Source organism: Pimelobacter simplex, assembly GCF_900114845.1.
Classification (GTDB): domain Bacteria; phylum Actinomycetota; class Actinomycetes; order Propionibacteriales; family Nocardioidaceae; genus Nocardioides; species Nocardioides simplex.
Map to the genome: position 1 here is coordinate 558,976 of NZ_FOUK01000003.1, position 24,125 is coordinate 583,100.

At 72.8% G+C, this 24,125-nt stretch carries 14 protein-coding genes; 5 read left to right on the forward strand and 9 right to left on the reverse strand.

Features of this window, described 5'->3' with window-relative positions:
* Positions 1 to 3: 3 nt before the first annotated feature.
* Genes BM223_RS15530 through BM223_RS15540 form a run of 3 tightly spaced genes read right to left on the reverse strand, consistent with a single transcriptional unit; the run spans position 4 to position 1,876 of the window.
* Positions 4 to 855: a WXG100 family type VII secretion target gene (locus BM223_RS15530; protein ID WP_038679542.1), complete on the reverse strand. Its 852-nt coding sequence runs from the start codon at positions 853 to 855 to the stop codon at positions 4 to 6.
* Complete coding sequence (locus BM223_RS15535) at positions 852 to 1,286, reverse strand: hypothetical protein (RefSeq protein ID WP_038679544.1); 435 nt, start codon at positions 1,284 to 1,286, stop codon at positions 852 to 854. The genes BM223_RS15530 and BM223_RS15535 overlap by 4 nt, the downstream gene beginning before the upstream one ends.
* A complete protein-coding gene (locus BM223_RS15540; protein ID WP_038679546.1) occupies positions 1,283 to 1,876 on the reverse strand; it encodes a hypothetical protein in 594 nt (197 codons plus the stop codon). Before BM223_RS15540 ends, BM223_RS15535 begins: the two co-directional genes overlap by 4 nt.
* A 235-nt stretch (positions 1,877 to 2,111) precedes the next feature.
* Here BM223_RS15540 and BM223_RS15545 point away from each other — a divergent pair, with 235 nt between their 5' ends.
* The 5 genes from BM223_RS15545 (at position 2,112) to htpX (ending at position 10,951) form a co-directional block, all read left to right on the forward strand.
* Positions 2,112 to 3,500, forward strand: a complete 1,389-nt coding sequence (locus BM223_RS15545) for an MFS transporter (protein WP_075018634.1) — start codon at positions 2,112 to 2,114, stop codon at positions 3,498 to 3,500.
* Positions 3,501 to 3,921: 421 nt separating this feature from the next.
* Positions 3,922 to 4,614 (forward strand): histidine phosphatase family protein, encoded by a 693-nt coding sequence (locus BM223_RS15555; RefSeq protein ID WP_082003974.1) that lies wholly within the window; start codon positions 3,922 to 3,924, stop codon positions 4,612 to 4,614.
* 31 nt (positions 4,615 to 4,645) lie between these two features.
* The gene (locus BM223_RS15560; RefSeq protein WP_038679548.1) at positions 4,646 to 9,196 is read left to right on the forward strand and encodes an ATP-dependent helicase; all 4,551 of its coding nucleotides are present in this window, start codon (positions 4,646 to 4,648) and stop codon (positions 9,194 to 9,196) included.
* Positions 9,197 to 9,218: 22 nt separating this feature from the next.
* Entirely contained in the window at positions 9,219 to 10,019 is an 801-nt protein-coding gene (locus BM223_RS15565; RefSeq protein WP_038679551.1) for a DNA-formamidopyrimidine glycosylase family protein, read from the forward strand.
* Between the two features lie 56 nt (positions 10,020 to 10,075).
* Positions 10,076 to 10,951: a zinc metalloprotease HtpX gene (htpX, locus tag BM223_RS15570; RefSeq protein ID WP_038679553.1), complete on the forward strand. Its 876-nt coding sequence runs from the start codon at positions 10,076 to 10,078 to the stop codon at positions 10,949 to 10,951.
* 97 nt (positions 10,952 to 11,048) lie between these two features.
* On the opposite strand, the gene BM223_RS15575 is transcribed toward htpX, so the two are convergent.
* The 6 genes from BM223_RS15575 to BM223_RS15600 form a co-directional block, all read right to left on the reverse strand.
* On the reverse strand, positions 11,049 to 11,363 hold the full coding sequence (locus BM223_RS15575) for a helix-turn-helix domain-containing protein (RefSeq protein ID WP_425319921.1): 315 nt from the start codon (positions 11,361 to 11,363) through the stop codon (positions 11,049 to 11,051).
* 42 nt (positions 11,364 to 11,405) lie between these two features.
* A complete protein-coding gene (locus BM223_RS15580) occupies positions 11,406 to 11,918 on the reverse strand; it encodes a CinA family protein (protein ID WP_235318925.1) in 513 nt (170 codons plus the stop codon).
* Positions 11,919 to 11,989: 71 nt separating this feature from the next.
* Positions 11,990 to 19,939 carry an ExeM/NucH family extracellular endonuclease gene (locus BM223_RS28450; protein WP_052138733.1) on the reverse strand — a complete coding sequence of 2,650 codons (7,950 nt, stop codon included), beginning with the start codon at positions 19,937 to 19,939 and terminating at the stop codon, positions 11,990 to 11,992.
* A gap of 247 nt (positions 19,940 to 20,186) precedes the next feature.
* Positions 20,187 to 20,837 (reverse strand): CDP-diacylglycerol--glycerol-3-phosphate 3-phosphatidyltransferase, encoded by a 651-nt coding sequence (gene pgsA, locus BM223_RS15590; protein WP_038679559.1) that lies wholly within the window; start codon positions 20,835 to 20,837, stop codon positions 20,187 to 20,189.
* Positions 20,834 to 22,279, reverse strand: a complete 1,446-nt coding sequence (rimO, locus tag BM223_RS15595; RefSeq protein WP_038679561.1) for a 30S ribosomal protein S12 methylthiotransferase RimO — start codon at positions 22,277 to 22,279, stop codon at positions 20,834 to 20,836. Before rimO ends, pgsA begins: the two co-directional genes overlap by 4 nt.
* A gap of 153 nt (positions 22,280 to 22,432) precedes the next feature.
* Complete coding sequence (locus BM223_RS15600; protein ID WP_141267270.1) at positions 22,433 to 24,121, reverse strand: helix-turn-helix domain-containing protein; 1,689 nt, start codon at positions 24,119 to 24,121, stop codon at positions 22,433 to 22,435.
* Positions 24,122 to 24,125 lie beyond the last annotated feature (4 nt).

Genomic DNA, 24,125 nt, shown 5'->3' on the forward strand with positions numbered 1-24,125 from the left:
GGCTCAGGCCTTCTGCCAGGGCCCGTTGAGGTTGGGCAGGTCGACGCCCGTGAAGTCGGGCCACTTGTCGCCCTCGAAGCCGCGCTGGCCGAGCTTGGCCTGGATGGCGTCCCAGTCGCCGGCGTTGCCGACGTTGAGCGTGATCCAGTAGTCGACGGCCTCCTTGACGATCGAGGCCGCCTGCGACCCGGCCGTCACGATGATCTGCACGACGACGCCCGCGCCGCCGGTGAACCAGTTGCCGACGTCGCCGAGCTCGCCGGCCTTGCCGAGGATGGCCGCGGCCAGGTCGACCAGGTTCTTGAGCTGCGCGTTCCAGTGCTTGAGCAGGTTGACCTGGTGGTCGTCGAGCAGGTCGGCGGCCTCGGCGAACGAGTCGGACATGCCCTGCACGGCCTTGAGCTGGAACGCCGACGTGTTCTCGTACGCCGTGTAGGCGCGCCCGGTCCAGCTCTTGGCGAGGTAGCGGTTGGCCGCGTCGATGTCGATGCGGACCTGGCCGAGCTCCTCGACCGAGTCGCGGTAGCGGCTGGCGATGCTCGACATCCGCAGCGGGTCGCCGAGGATCGAGCCGATCGACTGCCGGATCGTCTCGGACGCCGTCTCCCACGCCTCGCTGATGTTGTCGATCGCGTCGTTGAACCGGTCCTCGAGCTCGTTGCCGATCAGTCCGCCGACGATCGCGCCGGGGATGCCGGCGGTCAGGAAGCCGCCGAGGATGCCGCCCTCGGTGAGGTGGTCGTTGATGAAGTTCGCCGACTTCTCGATGAACTGGCCGATGGCCTTGTTGACGTCCTCGATGGCGTCGTTGACCTGGGTGAGGAAGACCTGCGGGTCCTTGTCTGCTTCAGTCATTCGCCTGCCCGCTCCTTCAGCTTGCGAAAGTTCTCACCCTGGGTGGTGTCGGTGCCGCTGAGGTCGTTCGCGGTCTCGACCAGGCCGTTGGCCAGCGTCTGGGTGATCCAGTGGCCGTCGGCAGCGCCGTTGACGAGCACCTCGTTGATCGTCTGGTGCAGGCGGCCGGCGGTGTAGAGCGTGTCCTGCATGCCGAAGAGCCCGGGATAGCCCCAGCCCTCGGAGGCATAGCCCCACACCTTCTGCAGGGCCGCGGACAGCCCGTCCCAGGCCACCGACGCGGTGACCAGGTCCTGGATCTCGGCCGAGAACTCGCCGTTCGGGCCGCCCGGGGGGTGCGGCTCGCCGTAGCCCGGAGGATCGTCCGGCGGGTTCCACTGCGGCGGGACGAACGGCCCGTAGACCGGGCTCGGGTTGGGGGTCGTGCTCATCGCCGGCCTCCTTCCTGGGCGTCGGTGAACGCCTCGTTGAGAGCGTGGCGGAGCAGGTCCGCCGGGGCGGTCGCGAGGAACTGCGCGTCGGCCTCGAGCCGGCGCAGGCCGTCGACGTAGCCGAGCTCGATGCGCAGCTCGCCGTCGCGCGAGGTGCCGGTGACGGTCCGGTCGAGCCGGTCGTCGCGCCACGCGGAGCGCGGCTGCACCGGCCCGTCCGGCGCGACCAGCGGCGCCGCACGGTAGTACGGCGGCGGGACGAGCCGGCGCCGTCCCTCGACCAGCTCGCGGCCCCGCTCGAGGTCGGCCGGGCTCAGCCGGCGCCGCTCGGCGTTGCGGGCCAGGTGTCCGAGGACCGCGCCCCCGATCGCGCGCTCGAGCGCGCCGCGCAGGCCGGCCGCGTCGCGCAGCTCGGGCGCGACCGCGGTCAGCGCACCCACCCGCACGGGCCATCCCGTCGCGTCGACCTCGACCTCCAGGCCGGTGTGCTCGTCACGGCCACCGGTCGTCTCCTCCGATGCGAACCACTGCGGACCCCGGATCTCGCGCTGCAGCGCGGCCCGGTCGCCGTACGTCGCGGACAAGTTCATCGCTACCCCGTTGCTGGCTGGGCACTCGGAGCGGGCTGCCCCGAGCATCGCCCCCAGCCTTCCTCGGTCGTCGCCGATCGAATCCTCGGTTCGGCACCCAAACTGGGCCGATCGGCACGCACCCGGGCCACGGGCCGTGTCGTCCGCCACAACCGGGCCTTTTCGGGACCGGCAGATTTCCTCCGCTCGCGACCAGAACCGTAATGTTTTCGGTTGTGAAGTACTCGGTCCACGCATGATCTCGTTGAACTCGTTCTGGGCCGCACTTCCTCGTGAGGGACGCTGGCTGCTGTCCACCGTCGCGATCTCCACCCTCGGTCGCGGACTGGTGCTGCCGTTCACGCTCATCTACCTCCACGAGGTGCGCGGCTTCGACCTCGGCGTCGCCGGCGGCCTGATGGCGCTCATCGCCGCGGTCGCCTTCGTGGTGACCGGTCCGAGCGGCGCCCTCACCGACCGGTACGGCGCCCGCGTGGTCATGCTCGGCGGCCAGGTCTGCATGGTGGCGGGCACCGCGCTCCTCGCGTTCGCGACGACGCCGAGCGCCGCCGCGGTCGCGCTCACGCTGATCGGCATCAACTTCGGCGCCGCCTGGCCTGCCTTCAACTCGCTCATCGCGAGCGTGGTCGAGGGCGAGGTGCGCCAGCAGTACTTCGGCGTGAACTTCGCGCTCACCAACCTCGGCCTGGGCGTGGGCGGCGTCGTCGGCGGCCTCTTCGCCGACGTGGCCCGGCCCGAGACCTTCACCGCCATCTACCTCGCGGACGCGGTCGCCGGGCTGCTCCCGCTCGCTCTCTTCCTCGGCCCGCTGCGCCACCTGCACGGCCGGGCCCCGCGTCCGCCGCGCGGCCTGGCCGGGCCGGCGGCGCCGAGCTACCGCGCCATCCTGCGCAGCCCGGCCGTGCGCTGGCTGACCCTGCTCACCTTCGTCGCCACGTTCATCGGCTACGGCCAGTTCGAGGCCGGCCTGCCCGGCTACGCGCGGCAGACCGCCGAGCTCTCGACCGGCGTCATCGGCGCCGCCTTCGCCGTCAACACGTTCGTCATCGTGGGTCTGCAGTTCGGCGTGATGCGCCGCATCCGCGGCCGCCGCCGGACCCGGGTCCTCGTCGGCATGGCCGGCCTGTGGGCGATCGCCTGGCTCCTGGTCGGCCTCGGCGGCATCGCGCCGGGCGGGCTCGTCGCCGCGATCGGCCTGCTCGGCTTCGGCCTCATGTTCGGCATCGGCGAGACGCTGCTCCAGCCGACCGTCCCCGCGATCACCAACGACCTCGCCGAGGACCACCTCCGCGGGCGGGCCAACGCCATCAACGCGGGTGCGGTCCAGGCCGGCACCGTCGCCGGGCCCGTCGTCGCCGGACTGCTTCTCCAGCACGGCCAGGGCACGCTGCTCATCGTCCTCATGCTCGCCGGGTGCGCGGCGATCGTCGTCCTGGCCCGGGTGCTCGAGCAGCACCTGCCGGACGCCGCCAACGGCCGGCTCCCCGCGCCGGCTCAGGCTCAGGCTGCCGCGCGGGCGAACCAGAGCGTCCGGTGCGACCAGTCCCCCGGCCCCCGCCGGACGCCGGAGCACACCACGATGACCACCTCGGGCGAGCCGTCCACGGCGTCCCACCCGGGATAGCCGTCCTCGACCCGCACCTCGGTGCGCTCGGTCACGCGGTAGCAGGCGAGCTTCCCGCCGGCGCCGCGGAGCACGATCCGCCCGCCCTTGCGCAGGCCGTCGAGCAGCCGGTTGCCCAGCGCGGTGCCGTTCGGCCAGGTGTGGGCGTTGAGCAGCACGTGGCCCTGCCGGCTGCCGGGCTCGACCCCACCGAGGTCCCACGCGACGACGTCCTTGTCGGCGACCGGCGGGACGCCGGGCACCCCCTGCGCGTCGCGCGGGAACCCCCGGACGGCCGCCTGCCGCACCACACCGGGGATGCTCAGCGCCGTCGGGACGAACCCGCGGCGAGCCGGGGTCGCACAGGGGTCGCGCGGCGGCGTCGGGCTGGGCGCCGGAGTGGCGGCGGGCAGGGGCAGCGCGCCCGGTGGCGCGGGCGGGGGTGCCGGCACCGTGCGATCGCCCAGCAGGAACCACGCGAGCACGGCCCCGAGGACGAGCACCACCGCTCCCGCGACCACCGCCTGCCGGCGTTCCGTCCCCCGCACGCCACCATTGTGCGGGAGCCGACGCCCGGCTGACCCCACCGGGAGCCCGGCAGGCCGGCCTGCTGGGACGCCGGCTCGCCGGGTTGCCCCTCAGCTCGGTCGCGCACGGCCCGCTGCCGAGGACGACCGCGAGAGCAGCACTGGTGGCGGCCGAGCTCGGCGCCGGCGTGCCCCTGACCGAGCTGGACGCCGCCGGCGACTACGTCCCCCACGTTCCGTCGCTCCAGGAGATCCATGCCGACCACCGCGCCGGGGTGACCGCGTTCCTGGCCGGCGTGTCGGCCGAGGAGCAGGCCCGGGGAGCCGAGCTCGCCGCGGAGGCGATCCGGCGGTGGACCGGTGCCGAGGCCGGAGAGAACGACAGCCACCACCTCGTCGTGACCCACGCCTTCACCATCGGGTGGCTCGTCCGGCATGCGTGCGCGGCGCCACCCTGGCGGTGGCTGGGGCTCGACAGCGGGCACACCGCGCTGACGGTCCTGCGCTTCTCCGCGGACCGGGCGCCGGCCGTGGCGGTGTTCAACGACATGTCGCACCTGCCCGAGGAGCTGCGGTGGACGGGCTTCCCGGCGGGTCGGAGGGTGTGACCCGGGACCGATGTCGGAGGTCTGCGGGAGGATGGTCCGCATGGTGACCCCCGATCCGCTGGCGGCGTTCAGCGAGGCGACCCGCACGTGGTTCCGTGCGGCCTTCGCCGAGCCCACCGCCGCCCAGGCCGGCGCCTGGGACGCCATCGGCCGCGGTCACCACACGCTCGTCGTCGCACCGACCGGCTCCGGCAAGACGCTGAGCGCCTTCCTCGCGGGCATCGACCGGCTGCTCACCACGCCGCCGCCCGACGACAGGCTGCACCGCACGCGGGTGCTCTACGTGTCCCCGCTCAAGGCGCTGGCCGTCGATGTCGAGCGCAACCTGCGCGCCCCACTCACCGGCATCCGGCAGACGGCCGAGCGCCTCGACCCCGGACGGCCGCTGCCCGAGGTCACCGTCGGCATCCGCTCCGGCGACACCCCTGCGGGCGACCGGCGCCGGCTCGCGACCCGGCCGCCCGACGTCCTCATCACGACGCCCGAGTCACTGTTCCTCATCCTCACCAGCCAGGCCCGCGAGACGCTGCGGGGCGTCGACACGGTCATCCTCGACGAGGTGCATGCCGTGGCCGGCACCAAGCGCGGGGCGCACCTCGCGCTCAGCCTCGAGCGGCTCGACGCGCTGCTCCCCCGGCCGGCCCAGCGGGTCGGGCTGTCCGCGACGGTGCGGCCGACCGAGGAGGTGGCGCGCTTCCTCGGCGGCAGCGCGCCGGTCGAGATCGTGGCGCCGCCCGCTCACAAGTCCTGGGACCTGCGGGTCGAGGTGCCGGTCGAGGACATGACCGAGCTCGGCCAGGTCGTCGAGGACGACGACCCGACGGCGCCGCCGGCCAGGGCGAGCATCTGGCCCCACGTCGAGCAGCGGGTGGCCGAGCTCATCGGCGACCACCGCTCGACCATCGTGTTCACCAACGGCCGGCGCACGGCCGAGCGGCTGACCGCCCGGCTCAACGAGATCGCCGCGGGCGTCTCCGCCGACGGCGTCGAGCCGCCCGCCCAGATCATGGCCCAGTCCGGCGCCGCCGCGGGCGCGGCGCCGGTGCTCGCGCGCACCCACCACGGCTCGGTCTCCAAGGAGCAGCGCGCCCAGGTCGAGGACGACCTCAAGGCCGGGCGGCTGCCGGCCGTCGTCGCGACGAGCAGCCTCGAGCTCGGCATCGACATGGGCGCGGTCGACCTGGTCCTCCAGATCGCCTCGCCGCCCAGCGTGGCCAGCGCCCTGCAGCGGGTCGGCCGCGCTGGCCACCAGGTCGGCGAGACCTCCCACGGCGTCTTCTTCCCCCAGCACCGCGGCGACCTCGCGCCGGCGGCGGTCGCCGTGGCGCGGATGCGCACCGGCGGCATCGAGCAGCTCCACGTCCCGGCCAACCCGCTCGACGTCCTCGCCCAGCAGGTCGTGGCGGTGACCGCCGTCGACGAGTGGGACGTCGACGAGCTCTACGCCGTGGTCCGCCGAAGCGCGCCCTACGCCCACCTGCCCCGCTCGGCCTACGACGCCGTCCTCGACCTGCTCGCCGGGCGCTACCCGTCCGACGAGTTCGCCGAGCTGCGTCCCCGGATCACCTGGGACCGGGTGACCGGCGTGATCAGCGGGCGCCCCGGTGCCCAGCGGCTGGCGGTCACCAGCGGCGGCACGATCCCCGACCGCGGTCTCTACGGAGTCTTCCTGGCCGGCGAGGGCACCAACCGCCGGGTCGGCGAGCTCGACGAGGAGATGGTCTACGAGAGCCGGGTCGGCGACGTCTTCGCGCTCGGTGCGACGAGCTGGCGCATCGAGGACATCACCCACGACCGGGTCATCGTCACCCCCGCCCCCGGCGTGCCTGGCCGGCTGCCGTTCTGGAAGGGCGACACCGCGGGCCGGCCCACCGAGCTGGGCGAGGCGATCGGCGCCTTCACCCGCGAGCTCGGCGCGCTGCCCGAGGCCGACGCCACCGCCCGCGCCCGCGAGATCGGCCTCGACGACAACGCCGCCAGCAACCTGGTCGGCTACCTGCGCGAGCAGGTCGACGCCACCCGGCTGCTGCCCAGCGACCTCACCGTCCTGGTCGAGCGCTTCCGCGACGAGCTGGGCGACTGGCGGCTCGCGGTGCACTCGCCGTACGGCACGGCGGTGCACTCCCCCTGGGCGCTGGCGATCAACGCGCGCCTGCGCGAGCGCTACGGCATCGACGGCCAGGCGCTCGCCTCCGACGACGGCATCGTCATCCGCATCCCCGACACCGACGCCGAGCCGCCGGGCGCCGACCTGATCGTCTTCGAGCCCGACGAGATCGAGGAGATCGTCACCCGCGAGGTCGGCGGCTCCGCACTCTTCGCCGCCCGCTTCCGCGAGTGCGCGGCCCGCGCCCTGCTCCTGCCGCGGCGCGACCCGGGTCGCCGCTCGCCGCTGTGGCAGCAGCGCCAGCGCGCGGCCGCCCTGCTCGAGGTCGCCGTGCGCTACCCGTCGTTCCCCATCGTTCTCGAGACGGTCCGCGAGGTGCTCAACGACGTCTACGACCTGCCGGGCCTGGTCACCCTGCTGCGCCGCGTCGACCAGCGCGAGGTCGCGGTCACCGAGGTCGAGACCACCCAGCCCTCCCCCTACGCGCGCACGCTGATGTTCGGCTACGTCGCCCAGTTCGTCTACGAGGGCGACTCGCCGCTCGCCGAGCGCCGGGCCGCCGCGCTGACCCTCGACCAGGGCCTGCTCGCCGAGCTCCTCGGCCGCGCCGAGCTGCGTGAGCTGCTCGACCCCGACGTGCTCGCCGAGGTCGAGGCCGAGCTCCAGCGCACCGTCCCCGACCGGCGCGCCCGCGACGCCGAGGGGCTCACCGACCTGCTGCGCCTGCTCGGCCCGCTGACGCTCGACGAGGTGAGCCTCCGCGCCCGCGACGACGCCCCCGTCGCCGAGTGGCTGGCCGACCTCACCGCGGCCCGTCGGGTGGTCGCCGTCCGGATGCCCTACGGCGACGCGTGGGCCGCCGTCGAGGACGTCGCCCGCCTGCGCGACGGGCTGGGCGTCCCCGCCCCGCCCGGCACGCCCGCCGCCTTCACCGAGCCGGTCGACGACCCGCTCGCCGACCTGGTGGGGCGCTACGCCCGCACCCACGGGCCCTTCACCTCCGACCAGGTCGCGGTCCGGCTCGGGCTCGGCGTGGCCGTCGTCCGGCACACGCTGCAGCGGCTCGAGGCCCAGGGCCGGGTGCTGTCGGGCGAGTTCCGCCCGGTCGGCGCCGGCGAGGAGTGGTGCGACACCGAGGTGCTGCGCCGGCTGCGCCGCCGCTCGCTGGCCAAGCTGCGCCACGAGATCGAGCCGGTCGAGCCGACCACGCTCGCCCGGTTCGCGACCGCCTGGCACCAGATCACCACCGCCAAGGGCCCGCGGGGCGCCGACGGCCTACTCCGCGCCATCGAGCAGCTCGCCGGGGCCGCCGTCCCGGCCAGCGCGCTCGAGTCGCTGGTCCTGCCCGCCCGGGTGCGCGACTACGAGCCCGCCCTGCTCGACGAGCTGACCGCGACCGGCGAGGTGCTGTGGGCCGGGCACGGTCCGCTGCCCGGGTCCGACGGCTGGGTCTCGCTGCACCTGGCCGACCGGGCGCACCTCACCCTCCCGCCGCCAGGACCGGTCGGCGACCCGCTCCAGCAGCGGGTCCTCGACGTGCTGGCGCCGGGCGGCGCCTGGTTCTTCCGCCAGGTCGCCGACCAGGTGGCCCGGGCCGCCCTCGACGCCGGCGACGACGCCCCGCTCGACGAGGCCGTCAGCGCCGCGCTCTGGGCGCTCGTCTGGGACGGCCGGCTCACCAACGACACGCTCACCCCGCTCCGCGCGCTCACCCGATCCGGCCGGGCCGCCCACCGCACCCGTCGCGCCGCACCCCGCCCGGGCCGGCTCTCCCGCACCGGGCCGCCCGACACCGCCGGCCGGTGGGCCGTCCTCCCGCCGATCGACGCCGACCCGACCCGCCGCGCGCACGCCTCCGCCGAGCAGCTCCTCGAGCGGCACGGCGTCGTCACCCGCGGCGCCGTCGTCAACGAGCGGGTGCCGGGCGGGTTCGCCGCGATCTACAAGGTGCTCAGCGCCTTCGAGGAGTCCGGCCGCTGCCGGCGCGGCTACTTCGTCGAGGGTCTGGGCGCCGCCCAATTCGGGTCGGCCGGCGCCGTCGACCGGCTCCGCTCCTACGCTGCGCCCGCCGGCGGTGAGGCGCTCGACCACAAGCCGGTCGCCGTCGCGCTCGCCGCCACCGACCCGGCCAACCCCTACGGCGCCGCGCTGCCCTGGCCCGCGGCCGACTCCTCCGACGGCGGCGGGCACCGCCCCGGTCGCAAGGCCGGCGGTCTCGTCGTCCTGGTCGACGGCGCCCTCGTCCTCTACGTCGAGCGCGGCGGACGCACGCTGCTCACCTGGTCCGACGACCCCGACCTGCTCACCCCGGCCGCCGAGGCGCTCTCGGCCGCGGTCCGGCGCGGGACGCTCGGCCAGCTCACCGTCGAGAAGGCCGACGGCACCGCCCTGCTCGGCAGCGGCGGGCCGCTCCGCGACGCGCTCGCCACGGCCGGCTTCATCGCCACGCCGCGCGGGCTGCGGATCCGGGCCTGAGGCCGAGGACCGAGGAGCCGCCGTGCCCGAGGGAGACGCCGTCCGCCGTACGGCCGACCGGCTCGACCGGGCCCTCGCCGGCGCCACCCTGCTGGCCAGCGACTTCCGGGTCCCGCAGCTGGCCACCACCGACCTGTCCGGCGCCGTGGTCGAGCGGACCGGCACCCACGGCAAGCACCTGCTCACCCGGCTCACCACGGCCGACGGCGTCCCGCTGACCCTGCACACCCACCTCAAGATGGAGGGCAGCTGGCGCGTCGTCCGGGCCGGCGAGCACTGGCCGGGGCCGGCCCACGAGGCCCGGGTCGCGCTGCGCACCGACCGAGTCGAGGCGATCGGGTTCCGGCTCGGCCTGGTCGAGCTGCTGCCCACCGCCGGCGAGGACGCCGTCGTCGGCCACCTCGGGCCCGACCTGCTCGGCGCCTGGACCCCCGACGACGAGGCCACCGCGCTCGCCCGGCTGGTCGCCGTACCGGAGCGGGTGCTGGGCGAGGCGCTCCTCGACCAGACCGTCGTCGCCGGGATCGGCACCATCTGGCTCGCCGAGACCTGCTTCGTCCAGGGCGCCCACCCGCTCGGGCCGGTCGCCGCCGTCGCCGACCCGCTGCGCCTCCTGCGCCGGGCCCGGGCACTGCTCCGCTCCGGCCGCGAGCACGGCCAGCCGCTCACCACCGGCAACCGGCGCGACCCGGTCTGGGTCTACCGCCGCCAGCGCCGTCCCTGCCTGCGCTGCGGGACCCCCATCGAGGCCGGCACCGTCGGCCCACCCGGCCGCGAGCGGACGACGTACTGGTGCCCCCGCTGCCAGCCGGCACCTGCGTGACCTGGGTCTCCTCGCGCGCCAGGAACGTCCGACCGCCCGCCGTTCGTTGACCTGGCATGCACCGCCATTTCAACGGGCTCAAGACCGCGGGCCTCTTCGGCGCGATCTTCGCGCTGCTGCTCGCCGTCGGTGGCCTCATCGCCGCTGCCACGGGCAGCTCCGCCTTCATCTGGATCTTCGCGCTCATCGGTGTGGCCACCACGGCCTACGGCTACTGGAACTCCGACAAGCTCGCCATCAAGGCGATGCACGCCTACCCGGTGACCGAGTCCCAGCAGCCGGCCATGTACCGCATCGTCCGCGAGCTCTCCACCGCCGCGAACCAGCCGATGCCGGCCCTCTTCGTCTCCCCCACCCAGGCCCCCAACGCCTTCGCGACCGGCCGCAACCCCCAGAACGCCGCCGTCTGCTGCACCGAGGGCATCCTCGGCCTGCTCGACGAGCGCGAGCTGCGCGGCGTCCTCGGGCACGAGCTGATGCACGTCTACAACCGCGACATCCTCACCGGCTCGGTCGCGGCGGCCGTGGCCGGCGTGATCAGCTCGGTCGCGCAGTTCCTCGCCTTCTCGTCGATCTTCGGCGGCGGCAGCAACGACGAGCGCCCCAACCCGCTCGTCATGATCGGCACCGCCCTGCTCGCCCCCTTCGCCGCGGCCGTCATCCAGATGGCGATCAGCCGCACCCGCGAGTACGACGCCGACGAGGACGGCGCCCGCCTCACCGGCGACCCGCTCGCCCTGGCCTCGGCGCTGCGCAAGCTCGAGTCCGGCACCGCCCGCGCTCCCCTCGCGCCCACCCCGCAGCTGCAGAACGCCAGCCACATGATGATCGCGAACCCGTTCCGGGCGGCCGACGTCCAGCGGATGTTCTCGACCCACCCGCCGATGGACGAGCGGATCGCGCGGCTGGAGAACATGGCCCGGCAGCGCTGAGGCGCAACTAGACGTACAAAACTCACGCTGGACCGACGGAACTTCATCGGTCCAGCGTGAGTTTCGCCGGTCGACCGGCGAAACTCCCGCGGCCGAATCAGGCGGCCGAGGCCACGACCTCACCCGCACGACGCGGCGCGATCGGGGTCGGCACGGGGCCGAGCAGGGCGGCCTCTTCGAGGGCCACGGCGTCGGCGACGTCGCGCAGGACGTCGGACAGCGGGACGTCGAGGGCCTCGCAGAGCGAGGCGAGCAGCTCGGAGGAGGCCTCCTTCTGGCCGCGCTCGATCTCCGAGATGTAGCCGAGGCTGACCCGAGCAGCGCCGGAGACCTCGCGGAGGGTCAGCCCGAGCTCAGCACGACGGCTGCGCAGGATGTCACCGAGCGAGCGGCGGAAGAGCACCATCTCGATCTCCTCTCCGGGGTCGTGGAACGACGGGTCGTGGCTCCAACGCTACCCGAGCCCCGAATCTTCCGCGGGACGCCCGGCCGCTGAGACCCCGTCGAGCTCCTCGGTCAGCGCGGCGAGGGCCGCCAGGACCGTCGCGTCCTGGATCTCACCCCGCCCGCCGCCGAGCTCGAGCGCGACCACGCGCGTCGCCTCGGGGCCGGCCAGGCCGACGTACACGGTGCCGACGGGCTTGTCCTCCTGGCGCTCCGGACCGGCCACGCCCGTGGTGCTCAGCGCGTAGTCGGCGCCCACGAGACGCCGGACGCCCTCGGCCATGGCGCGGGCGCAGGGCGCCGAGACGACGCCGTCGCGGTCGACGACGTCCTGCGGGACGCCGAGCACCTCGACCTTGACCTGCGTCTGGTAGCTCACCACCCCGCCGACGAAGACGTGCGACGAGCCGGGCACGTCGGTCAGCCGCGCGGCGAGCCGCCCGCCGGTGAGCGACTCGGCGGTCGCGACGCTGGCCCCGCGCGCACGCAGGGCATGGACGAGAGCCTCGGCCGGTGTTCCCACGACACGCATGGTGTCACGGGCCACCGACCGAGGCTCTCGGCGAGGTGCTTCCCGGATCAGATCCGGTCAGGTCAGCGGCGGACCACCCAGACCGACGTGACCGTCTTCTGCGGCAGCAGCGCGCTGCTGCCCAGGTAGGTGACCGTGACCTTCTTGCGGCCGACCGAGGTCGACTTGCCGAGCTTGACCACGGCCTTGCCGTTGACCACGGTGACGGTCTTGGCGGGCAGGCCCTTGACCTTGACCTTCACCTTGCCGGTGACCGGCTCGCGGTCGGCGTTGACCAGCGAGACGGTGACGGTCAGCTTGGTCTTCTTGACCTTGATCTTGCCCGGAGCGGTCTTGACCGACATCGTCACCGCGCCCTTGGCGACCGGCACGGTCTGCGCGGACGAGACGATCGCGTCCTTGTAGTCGGGCGCGGTGGCCCGCACCTGGACGGTGATCCGCTTGCCGGCCAGGGCTCCCTTGAGCCGCAGCGTGCTCCCGGTGACCCCCGCGATCGGCGCGCCGTTGGCGAACCACTCGTAGGTCAGCGAGGCCGGCGTCGGCACCCAGGTCCCGGCGTTAGCCGTGAGCACCTTGCCGACCCGGACGGTCCCGGAGATCGTCGGCGTGGGCTGCGTGGTGAACGACTTCTTGTCCACCTCGGCCGTCGGGTCGGAGACCGCGACCCCGTCGTCGTAGCCGTCGGCCTTGACCGTGACCCGGACCGTGATCTCCTTGCCGACCTCGGCACCGGTGAGGGTGTACTTGTCGGCGGTGGCGCCGGTGATCTCGGCACCCTCGGCCAGCCACTGGTACGCCGTCGAGGTCGGCGTCGGCGTCCACGTGCCCGCCGTGGCGGACAGCTCGGAGCCGGCCTGCGCCGTACCGGTGATCGCCGGCTTGGCGTCGTTGGCGAACGCCCCCTTGGCCACGGCGGCCGTCGGGTCGGAGATCGCCACGCCGTCGGCGTAGCCGTCGGCCTTGACCGTCACCTCGACCGTGATCACCTTGCCGGCCTGTGCGGCCGTCGGGGTGAGCTTGTCCGTGGTGGCGCCGGTGATCTCGGCGCCGTCGGCCAGCCACTGGTAGGCGGTCGACGTCGGCGCCGGGGTCCAGGTGCCCGCCGTGGTGGACAGCTCGACGCCGACCTTCGGCGTACCGGTGATCGCCGGCTTGGTGTCGTTGACGAAGCCGCCCTGGGCAACGGTGATCGGGACGACCACCTCGGTACCGGTGGTGCCCCCGACCAGCGTCAGCGACGTGGCGCCGGCCGGCTGGTTCGCCGGCAGGGTGACGTCGACGTGGGCGGTGCCGTACTGGTCGTAGACGGCGGTGCCGATCGTGTTGTCGAGGGTCGCGGTCCCGATCTGCTGGTTGCCCAGCTTGACCTGGATCTCGGTGTCCTTGGCGTCCGCGGCCGTCGACATGGTCCACGAGCTCACGTCGAGGACGACGTGGCCCCCCGGCTGGTACGACGCCGGGGCGCCGGCCGGGAACACGATCCCGACCGCACGCTGGCTGGAGTCGAGCGGGAGCGGGGTGCTCGCCGCCTTGGCCGCGAGGTAGTCCACCATCGCCTGCAGGTCGACCTTGCCCGTGTCGGCCCGGCTGGTGCCCTCCTTGAGCTCGAAGAAGTTGTCACCGCCCGAGGCGAGGAACGAGTTCACCGTGACCGAGTACGTCGCGCCGAGGTCGATCGGCGTCCCGTTGAGCCACATGCCCGTGACCGTGCCCTCGAAGGTGGCCGTCCCCTGCACCGTCACCGGCTTCTCGGCGTAGGTGTAGGTGAAGCCCTCCGAGACGCCGAGCCGCAGGAACGGCCGGGTCGGGACCTTGCCGGTCCCGTCGCGCTGCCACTGCTGCTCGAGCACCTTCTTGATCTGGGCGCCGGTGAGCTTCATGTTCATCAGGGTGTTGGCGAACGGCTGGACGACGGCGGCCTGCTTGTAGCTCAGGACGCGGTCACCGATCTGCGCGGTGGAGTCGGGGTGCGCGTCGAGGTAGGCCTGGTCGACGACCGTGCCGCCCATGTCCTGACGCAGACCGCCCGGGTTCATGAACGCGATCTGCGCGCTTCCCGACTCCGGCTTCTCGGTCGCCCAGCGCTGGACCTCGGCGACGAGGTTGCCCAGTGCGGACTCGCCGCCGCGGTTCTCGTTGCCGTTGCTCAGCTTGGCCCGGTTGAAGACCCCGCCGAGCTCGCCGAGCTCCTTGGCACCGAGCACGTCGGCCTTGCTCACGGCGGCGTCGACGATGGCCTGCACCGCCGGGTCAGCCGGGTAGAGCGCCGTCGGCAGCAGCGGGCCGCTGCCGTCAGGGTCCGTCGTCATCAGCGGCAGGATCGCGGTGTCGAGCCCGACCACCTTGCCGGACTCGTCGACCGAGAACTCCAGCTGGTTGAGGTTCATGCCGTACTGGCCGGACGAGACGACCGGACGCTGGGTGACCGCGCGGCCCTCGCTCGCCCAGTCCGCCACCGGGAAGGAGCAGTTGTAGGCAAGGTGGGTGTGGCCGGAGACGATCGCGTCGACGTCGGAGGAGACGTTCTGGGTGATATTGCCCCAGGTCGTCGCCGGGTCGGTGAACTGCGTCGAGGTGCAGTCGGTGACCGGCGAGCCCTCGTGCACGAGCATGACCACCACGTCGGCGCCCTGCGTGCGCAGGTCGGCGGCCTCGGTGTTGACCGAGTCAACGATGTCGTCGACCCGCAGGTCGGCGATCCCGGACGGCGAGACCAGCGTGGGCAGGTCCTCGGTGACCGCACCCACGAACCCGACGTCGACCCCGTCGATCGTCTTGATCCAGGTCGCCGGGACGGCGTCGTCACCGGTGGCCTTGACCTTGAGGTTGGCCGCGAGGTACTTCCACTGCGCGCCGCCGAGCGGGTTGGAGGTGGCGTCGTAGTCGGCCATGATCCGGTTGACGAGGTCGTCGTAGCCCTGGTCGAGCTCGTGGTTGCCGACCGCCGAGACGTCGAGACCGGCCTCGTTGAGCGCGTCGATCGTCGGCTTGTCCTTCTGGATGAAGGACTCGAACGTCGAGGCTCCGACGAGGTCGCCCGCCGCCGCGAAGATCGTGTTCGGGTTGTCGGTCCGCAGCTTCTTGACCGCGCCGGAGAGGACGGCGGCGCCGGCCTCGCGGTTGGCGGCCGTGGGCAGGAGGCGGCCGTGGAAGTCGTTGGTGCCGAGCACCTGGATCTTCCGCACGTCGTCGACCTTGATGACGTAGGGCACCGAGGTCTTGGTCGTCGGCCCGTAGACCGTCAGCGTGACGTCGCCATCGGGCACGTCGGCGGGCAGCTGCACGGAGACCGCGGCGGTGCCGTAGTCGTCGTAGGGCCGGTTGCCGAGGGCGTTGTCGACGTCGACCGTGCCGAGCACGTCGTTGCCGAGCTTGACCTGGAGCTGGGTGTCGGTGGCGTCGCCGTTGGCCGACATCGCCCACGAGCCGACCGAGAACTTCACGGTGTCACCGGAGCGGTAGGTGTCCGGGGCGTCGGCGGCCGGCGTGAGGCGGACCGCACGCTGGCTGTAGTCGACCGGAAGCGGGCTCCCCACGGGGAACTGCTTCATGTAGTCGACCATCGCCTGCAGGTCGACCTGACCGGTGTCGACCTTCTGGGTGCCGTTGGCGAGCTCCCAGAAGTTGTCGCCACCGCCGCCGAGGAACGAGTTGACCGTCACCGAGTAGGTCGTGGCGGGGTCGATCGGCTGGCCGTCGAGCCACATGCCGGTGATCTCGCCCTTGACCGTCTGGACGGGCGGCGAGTTGGGCACGCTGACCGTCTCGGGCGTCTCGGTGTAGGTGTAGGTGAAGCCCTTCGACACGCCGAGGCGCAGGAACGGGCGCGACGGGACGCCGCCCTGGGCGGTGCGCTGCCACTGCTGCTCGAGGACCTTCTTGAGCTGGGCCCCGGTCAGCTTCATGTTGACCAGCGTGTTGGCGAACGGCTGGACGTCGGCCGCCTCGCGGTAGCTGAGCGAGCGCTGCCCGCCGTCGGCCGTCCCGGTCATGTCGGCACGCAGGCCGCCCGGGTTCATGAACGCGATGTCGGTGTCGATGCCGGCCTTGTCGGTGGCCCAGCGCTGGACCTCCGCGACCTGGTTGTTCAGCGTCGACTCGCCACCGCGGTTCTCGGTGGAGTTGCCGCCCGGCAGGTAGCGCGCCCGGTTGAAGCCACCCTCCATGTAGCCGAGCTTCACGGCGCCGGCGGTCTCCGCGTGGGTGACGGCGGCGTTGACGATGGCCTGGACGTCCGGGTCGGGCGCGTAGCCGACACCGGCGGCCGCGACGATCTCCTGGGTGACGACGGCGAGCTGGCCGGACGTCGTGTCGAACTTGAAGACCAGCTTGTTGAGGTTCGTGCCGTACTGACCGGCCGAGACCACCGGACGCTGCGTCACCGCGCGGCCACCGACGACCCACTGGGGCACGGTGTACTTGCAGTTGTAGGCCAGGTGGGTGTGCCCGGAGATGATCGCGTCGACCTGGGCCGACGTGTTCTGGACGATATTGCCCCACGTGGTGGAGGCGTCGGTGCCCGACGAGCAGCTCGTCGTCGGAGCGCCCTCGTGCACCAGCAGGATCACCAGGTCCGCACCGTCGTTCTTGAGGTCGGTGGCGGCGGCGTTGGTCGCGTCGACGACGTCGGACACGGTCACGCCCTGGATGCCAGCCGGGTTGACGAGGGCCGGGAGGTCCTCGGTCACCGCACCGACGAAGCCGACCTTGACGCCGTCGATGGTCTTGGTCCAGGTCTCGGCGAGCTTGTCCGGCTGGCCGGCCGGCTCGTTGACGTTGGCCGCGATGTACTCCCAGTCGGCCCGGTTCTGGATCCGGTTGACGAAGTCGTCGTAGCCGCGGTCGAACTCGTGGTTGCCCGCCGCGGAGACCTCGAGGCCCATCGCGTTGAGGGCGTCGATCGTCGGGTTGTCGTCCTGGATGAAGGACTCGAACGTCGAGGCGCCGACCAGGTCGCCGGCGGCGGCGAAGATGGTGTTCGGGTTCTCGGCGCGCAGCTCCTCGACGGCCGTCGCGAACGGCCCCGCGCCGGCCGCGTTGCCGCCGTCGGGCAGCAGGCGGCCGTGGAAGTCGTTGGTCCCGAGGACCTGGATCTCCTTGTACGTCGCACCGCTCGGCTCGGGCAGGTCCAGGCCGACGATCTCCGGGTTGTGGTCGGAGGTCGCGAACGGGAGGGTCGGCTGCCAGAAGTCGGTGACGTTGTAGTTGTAGCGGCTGTACTGGTACGAGATCGCCTCGTTGGCGTTGATCTCCCAGATGTCCGCGCCGGTCACCAGTGCCTTGGCGGCGGGGTTGCCGAGCACGTGGTCGAGCGAGCCGGACAGGCCCGAGTGCGAGTACGACATCTCGCCCTCGGTGTCGGACTCGATCGGGGCGTAGCCGCCGTTCTTGAGGATCTTGATCGGCTCCTCGCCCGAGTACGAGTTGAAGTCGCCGGCCAGGAAGATCGCGTCGATGCCGCGCTCGGCCGAGAAGTCGTCAGCGAACTGGACCAGGCGGGTGGCCTGGCGCTTGCGGTCGCCGTTGAAGGCGCCGGTGTCGTCGTTGTTGGCGTTGTCGCCGGTGGCCGGCGGGACGCCCGCGGGGTTGTCGCCCTTGGACTTGAAGTGGTTGACGATCACGCCGAAGGCGTCGTCGTCCGCGGCACCGGTGCGCTTGAACGCCTGGGCCAGCGGCTCGCGGGCGTTGGCGAACTCGTCGGTGCCGAAGAGGATCTCGGACTGGCCGACGGGGGTCACCGCGGCGGGCTTGTAGATGAAGGCCGGGCGGATGGTGTCCTGCTCGGCGATCGCCTGCGCGGTGGTCGCGGAGCCGGGGCTGCGCACGTACTTCCAGGTGCCGGCGCCCTCGATGTTGTTGAGGAGCTGGACCAGGCGCCCGACCGCGTCGTCGCGGTTGGTCTCGCCGGGGAGCTTGATCGAGTTCTCGATCTCCTCGAGGCCGATCACGTCGGCGTCCATGTCGACGATGGTCTTGGCGAGCTTGGCCTCCTGGCGCGCGAGGCTGTCGGCCGTCGCGGCACCGCGCGGGCCACGCCCGTCGTTCTTCGTCGGGTCGTCGATCAGGCGGACGCCGCAGGAGTTGTTGCCGATCTTGTTGCTCTGCCGGTCGGTGTACCAGGTGCACACCGTGTCGACCGGCGGCTTCTGCAGCGGGCCGGCGGCGACATAGGCCTCACCGGTGGTGTTGAAGTAGTTGAGGACGTTGAACGTCGCGATCTTGATGTCGCCGTCGGCGCCCAGGACGTCCTGCGGCGCGAGGTTCTGCGCGCGGGTGTCCTCGAAGCTGACGACGTCGGCGCCGTTGAGCGTCACCGGGCCTCGCGGCTGGAGCTTCCAGGCGTCGTTGCGCCAGTCGAGGACGACCGCGCTGTTGAACGTCACGCCTGCACCCACCCGCGGCGGCACCGCGCTGGACTGCCCGTTCGCACCCGTCAGGTACGGCACGGGGAGGCCCTTGGTGGTCTGGTTCTGCAGGAAGTTGGTCGTCGCACCGTCGTCGAGGACGACGGCCCGCTCGGCGTTCTCGTCCTTGACCGCCTGGAGCGCGGCCGGGTCGGTCGCGTCGGCGTACTCGGAGGGCTGCTTGAGCGGCAGGTCGCCGGTGGCGAGGCCGACCTCGCCGTACTGGTTGGTGGCGTAGACGTTGGAGACGGTCAGTGCGCCGGCCGGCTGGAGCAGCATGCCCTCGAGGGGCTCGCGCTCGGCGTCCGTCTTGGGGAACGCAACCGCCAGCGGGGTCACCGGCGGGAGCGCGGTCGGGAGCTTCGAGACACCCGTCGCGCCGGGCGAGATCTGGGTGGCGTTGTAGAACTCGCTCACCCAGCCGGTCACGTCGACGGAGTCACCGACGTCGATGCCGGCGGGGATGTTGGCCATGGTGCTGCCGCCGTACACGAAGATCGCGTCGGAGGCGTCGGGCGCGGGCCGCGGCGTCGTCCCGGTGCCCCCGGTCTGGATGAACATGCCGTTGAGGCCGCCCGTGCGGTACATCGCCGTGACGACGCCCTGGGTGCGCACCTTCTGGCCGCTGTCGTTGCCCGTCGCCGGCGCGTAGGGCGAGCGCGCGCCCGTGCCCTGGATGTCGGCGATCGTCTTGAGCTCGAGCGCCGCCTCGACCGTGATGGAGAACGTCGTCTCGGCGGTCGCCGCCGTCGGCGTGGCCGCGTCGGTCGCCGTGACCGTGACCGACGTCGTGCCGAGCGCGGTCGGGGTGCCCTCGATCTTGTTGCCGTTCAGCGTCAGGCCGGCCGGGAGCGTGGTGCTGGACCAGGAGTAGGGGCTGACGCCGCCGGTCGCCGCGAGGGTGATCGGGGCGATCGCGGAGCCCTGGTTGTAGGTCTTGTTGGTGACGTTGGTGACCGCGAGCGGGCTCGGCTGACCACCGGAGCTGTTGGTCGGGGTCATCGCTGCGCCGATGAGCACAGTGAAGTCGGCCTTGTTGTCGTCCGTGTCCTTGCCGACGCTGTCACGCGAGATGGACGCCGTCGCCGAGGGCGCCGCGGCCTTGTCGGATCCCTCGAACACGGTCGTGCCCGATCCGAAGCCGACCAGGTCGATCACGCGCGAGTCGAAGACCCAAGGCGCCGCCGGGTTCGTCTGGGCCGGGATCGAGGTGGCCGTGTCTGCCAGGTAGAGCTGGCCCGCTGTGCCGCTCAGCTGAAGGCCGCATGCAGTCGTGTCAGCGGTCTGCGGGAGCGGAGCCCCTACGGCCGCGTTGTTGGTCGCGCACTGAACCAGGTAGTGCTTGCCCGCGCCCAGCTGCACCGACGGCAACGCATACGTGTTCGAGGCAGATGGCACCCCCGTGTTGGCCGAGGCCCGGTACTGCAGGCTCTTGCCGCCGAGCGAGATCGGAGCGTTCGTCGGGTTGTAGAGCTCGACGAAGTCGTAGGTGTAGGTGGCATTCGCGTTGCCACCGCCTCCGTAGAGCTCGGAGATGACCAGGCCGGTGCCGCCCGGGTTGGCCTGGGCCGGCGAGGTGGTGAGCACGGTCAGGCCTGAGAAGGCCACGGCCGCGCCAAGAGAACCGAACAACAACTGCTTCACGGAGCGCATGGGCATCTTCCGGGTCGTCGAACAACGGCAAGAACTGCCGAAATCGCACGCCCGAGAAGCCGGCGAGATCGGGGGGAAGAGGCATGACCTTATGCCGACCCACCGACCCGTTGGCAAGCAACTGGGAAAAACTCCTGCAACGAATCGGTGAAGATTCGGCTCCCCGCGCTCCCGGGGACCGCACAGACGCGTGCGGAGGGAGTCAGGCCGCGGACGACTTGCTGCCGCCGCGGAGGGTGTCCCGCTGGCGCCAGACGTCGCGGAAGAACTCGTAGCCGGACCAGAGGGTCAGCACGAAGGCGACGAGCAGCAGTGCGATCGCGACGCCGTAGGTCACCTCGCCGGGGACGTCGAGCCAGCCGTCGACCTCGAGGAGGGGCAGGCTGAGCAGGCCGAGGGCGAGGGCCTGGGCGACGGTCTTCCACTTGCCGCTCTGGGCGGCGGCGATGACCACGGACTTGAGCACCGAGAGGCGGAGCAGGGTCACTGCCCACTCGCGGACCAGGACGACGACGGTGATCGTCCACATCCACCAGGTGTCCATGATGATCGAGAGGCCGATGAAGGCCATGCCGGTGATCGCCTTGTCGGCGATGGGGTCGGCGATCTTGCCGAAGTCGGTGACCAGGTTGCGGGCGCGGGCGATGTCGCCGTCGACCTTGTCGGTGACCATGGCGACGAAGAAGATGCCCCAGGCGACGGTCCGCCAGGTCACCGAGTCGCCGCCGTCGTGCAGGAGCACCCAGCCGTAGACGGGGACGAGCAGGATCCGCAGCGTGGTGAGCGCGTTGGGCAGGTTGAAGTTGCTCGGCTTCGCGGCGGCAGGGGTCTGGCCCGTGCTGGTCCCGGTCATCGCTGCTCTCCTGCCGGCTCGGCGATCAGGTCGACGCCGTCGGAGGCGACGACGACGGCGCGGACGAGGTCGCCCACCCGGGCGCCGGGGACGCCGAGCACGCGCGTCGTCCCGTCGACCTCGGGGCCCTGGAGCGCGGCCCGGCCCTCGACGGTGCCGTCGCCGGTCTGGTCGGGGTCGACCTCCTCGACGAGCACCTCGACGGTGCTGCCGATCCGCTCCTCGGCGCGCTGGGCGGTGAGCTCGCCGACCAGGTCGGTGACGTGCTGGACCCGGGCGCGGATCTCGTCGTCGTCGAGCTTGCCGGGGAGCTTCTCGGCCTCGGTGCCGTCCTCGTCGGAGTACCCGAAGACGCCGGTGACGTCCATCTGGGCGGCGACGAGGAAGTCGCACAGGGTCTGGAACTCCTCGTCGGTCTCGCCGGGGAAGCCGACGATCACGTTGGAGCGGACGCCGGCCTCGGGCGCGAGCTCGCGCACCTGGGCGAGCAGGCCGAGGAAGCTCTCGGGGTCGCCGAAGCGGCGCATCCGGCGCAGCACGGTCGCGCTCGCGTGCTGGAACGACAGGTCGAAGTACGGCGCCACGCCGGGCGTCGTCGCGATCGCGCGGACCAGGCCCGGCCGGGTCTCGGCGGGCTGCAGGTACGAGACCCGCACCCGCTCGATGCCGTCGACGGCGGCCAGCTCGGGCAGCAGCGTCTCGAGCAGGCCGAGGTCGCCGAGGTCCTTGCCGTAGGAGGTCGAGTTCTCCGAGACCAGGAACAGCTCCTTGACGCCCTGCTCGGCCAGCCACACCGCCTCCTGCAGCACGTCGGAGGGCCGGCGGCTGACGAAGGAGCCGCGGAACATCGGGATCGCGCAGAACGTGCAGCGCCGGTCGCAGCCGCTGGCGAGCTTGAGCGGCGCCATCGGCCCACCGTCGAGCCGGCGCCGGATGGCGGAGCGGCCGGGGATCGCGATGTCGACGTCGGCCGGCGTGAAGGACTCGACGGCGGCCTGCCGCTCGGCGGGGCTGATCGGCAGCAGCAGCCGTCGGTCGCGCGGGGTGTGCGGGTGCGGCTTCTCCCCCGCCAGGATCGACCGGAGCCGCCCGGAGATGTCCTGGTAGTCGTCGAAGCCGAGCACCGCGTCGGCCTCGGGCAGCGAGTCGGCCAGCTCCTCGCCGTACCGCTCGGCCAGGCAGCCCACCGCGACGACCGCCTGCGGCCGGCCGGACTCCTTGAGGTCGGCCGCCGCGAGCAGCGTGTCGATCGAGTCCTTCTTGGCGGCGTCGACGAAGCCGCAGGTGTTGACCACCACGGTGTCGGCGTCCTCGGGGTCGTCGACGAGCGTGAAGCCGTCGGCGGCGAGACGACCCGCCAGCTCTTCGGAGTCGACGTCGTTGCGGGCGCACCCGAGCGTGAGCAGGGCAACCGAGACGGGAGTGGCAGGCGTGCTGGTCATGTCCGGTCGAGGATACCGGCGAAAGCACCCGCGCCCGGCATCCACCGAACCCGGCTCCGTGCGCAGAACGACACCGCCCCGCTGACCACCGCCCGGGAAGGGCGGGACCAGCGGGGCGGCGCGGGCGGTGCGGAAGGTGGTTTCGGGGCTCGCTCAGCGGGCGACGAGCGTCTTGGAGACCTCGGCACCGGTCTCGCCGAGCGCCTGCTGCTTCTTGCCGGCCAGGGCGTAGGTGACCGAGCCGTCGGAGGACCAGATCCGCACCGGCGGGACCACCTTGAGCGAGGTGGACTGGCCGAACGCGAGGTTGCCGTCGAAGACGATCTCCCCCGCGGCGTCGCGGATCACGAGCTGCGCGCCACCGCCGGCGGCGGTCAGGCTCAGCTTGACCGGGTCCCCCTTGGCCGCGGCCGTCTTGGAGACGCCGCCGCTCTGGTTGAGGACCGGCGTGGACGAGACCGGCTCCGGGCCGTCCATCGCCAGCTTGGCGACCGACCAGATGAGCACGGCCCCCATCACGGCGGCGATGAGCACCGACCAGTTGCGCCCGCCGCGGGTGCTGCGGATCGAGCCGCCGGCGCCCGTCGCGAGCTCGGCCTCGAAGACCCGGCGCGGGTCGACCGGCGCGTGGGCGTAGCTCGCGTCGTACGAGGCGAGGAGGGGGCCGGCGTCGATGCCCAGGACCCGGGCCAGCGTGCGCAGGTGACCGCGGGCGTAGAAGTCCCCGCCGCAGGGCGCGAAGTCGTCGACCTCGATCGCCTCGATGACGTGGGGCCGGATCCGGGTCCGCTCCGAGAGCTGGTCGATGGTCAGCCGGAGCCGGTCGCGCGCGGCGGTCAGCTCGGGGCCGATCACCGGCTCGGCCGCGGGGCGGACGGCCAGGTCGTCGAGGACGACGGTGACCGGGTCGACGTCGTCCGCGGGAGCCACCGGCGTGACCGGGGCCGCCGCGGGCGCCTCGGGCAGATACGGGCGGTCGAGGGCGACCCGGGCCGGGAGCACCGTGGGGCGCTCCGGCTCGACGGCCGCGATCTCGCCGGTGTCCTCGTCGTCGGCGGCGTCGAGCGGGATCTCACCGGTCTCCTCGGCGTCGGCCTCGGCGTCGGCCTCGGCGTCGGCCTCGGTGTCGGCCTGGGCGTGGCCGGCGAGACCGGCGGCGACCCGGGCGGAGATCCCGTGCCGCTCCTCGGGGACGGCGGGCACGTCGTCCTCGGCGTAGAGGTCGCTCAGCTTCGGCACCGCGGCGGAGCCGGAGCGGTTCGCGGCCGGGCTGTCGTCGGGCAGGCCCGGAACGACCTCGGTGACGTCGGCGCGACCGTCGGCCAGCTCGGCGAGGACGTCGCTCAGCGTCGCGGACTCCGCGCCGACCAGGCGGGTGGCCAGCGTGAGCGGGACGACGAGCTGCTGGTCGTCGTACCCGTCGACGAGGAGGTGGCCGTCGCGCAGGAGGCCACGGCGGGGCAGGTGCTCGAGGCAGTCGACGTCGGCCCAAGCGATCCCGCGCCACTGCGCGCCCTGGCGCAGCCGGACGCCGTGCGCGTCGGCGACCAGGAGCGGCGCGCGGCCGTCGGCGATCGAGGCGGCGTGGGCGACGGCGACCAGGGCGAGGACGCCGAAGGCCAGCCAGTCGAGGGCGGTGCCGCCGGTGAACGCCCGGGCCGCGAAGGCCACGGTGAGCAGGCCGGCGAAGCCCGCGACCGCGGCGGACAGGCCGACGTTGCGGCGCACCTCGACCCGCAGGTCGGAGCCGATCGGCTCGGTGGGCTCGACGTGCTCGGTGGGCTCGACGTGCTCGGCGTGCTCGGCGTCCGGGCCGTCGGGCTGGGTCGGGAACTCGGTCATCTGG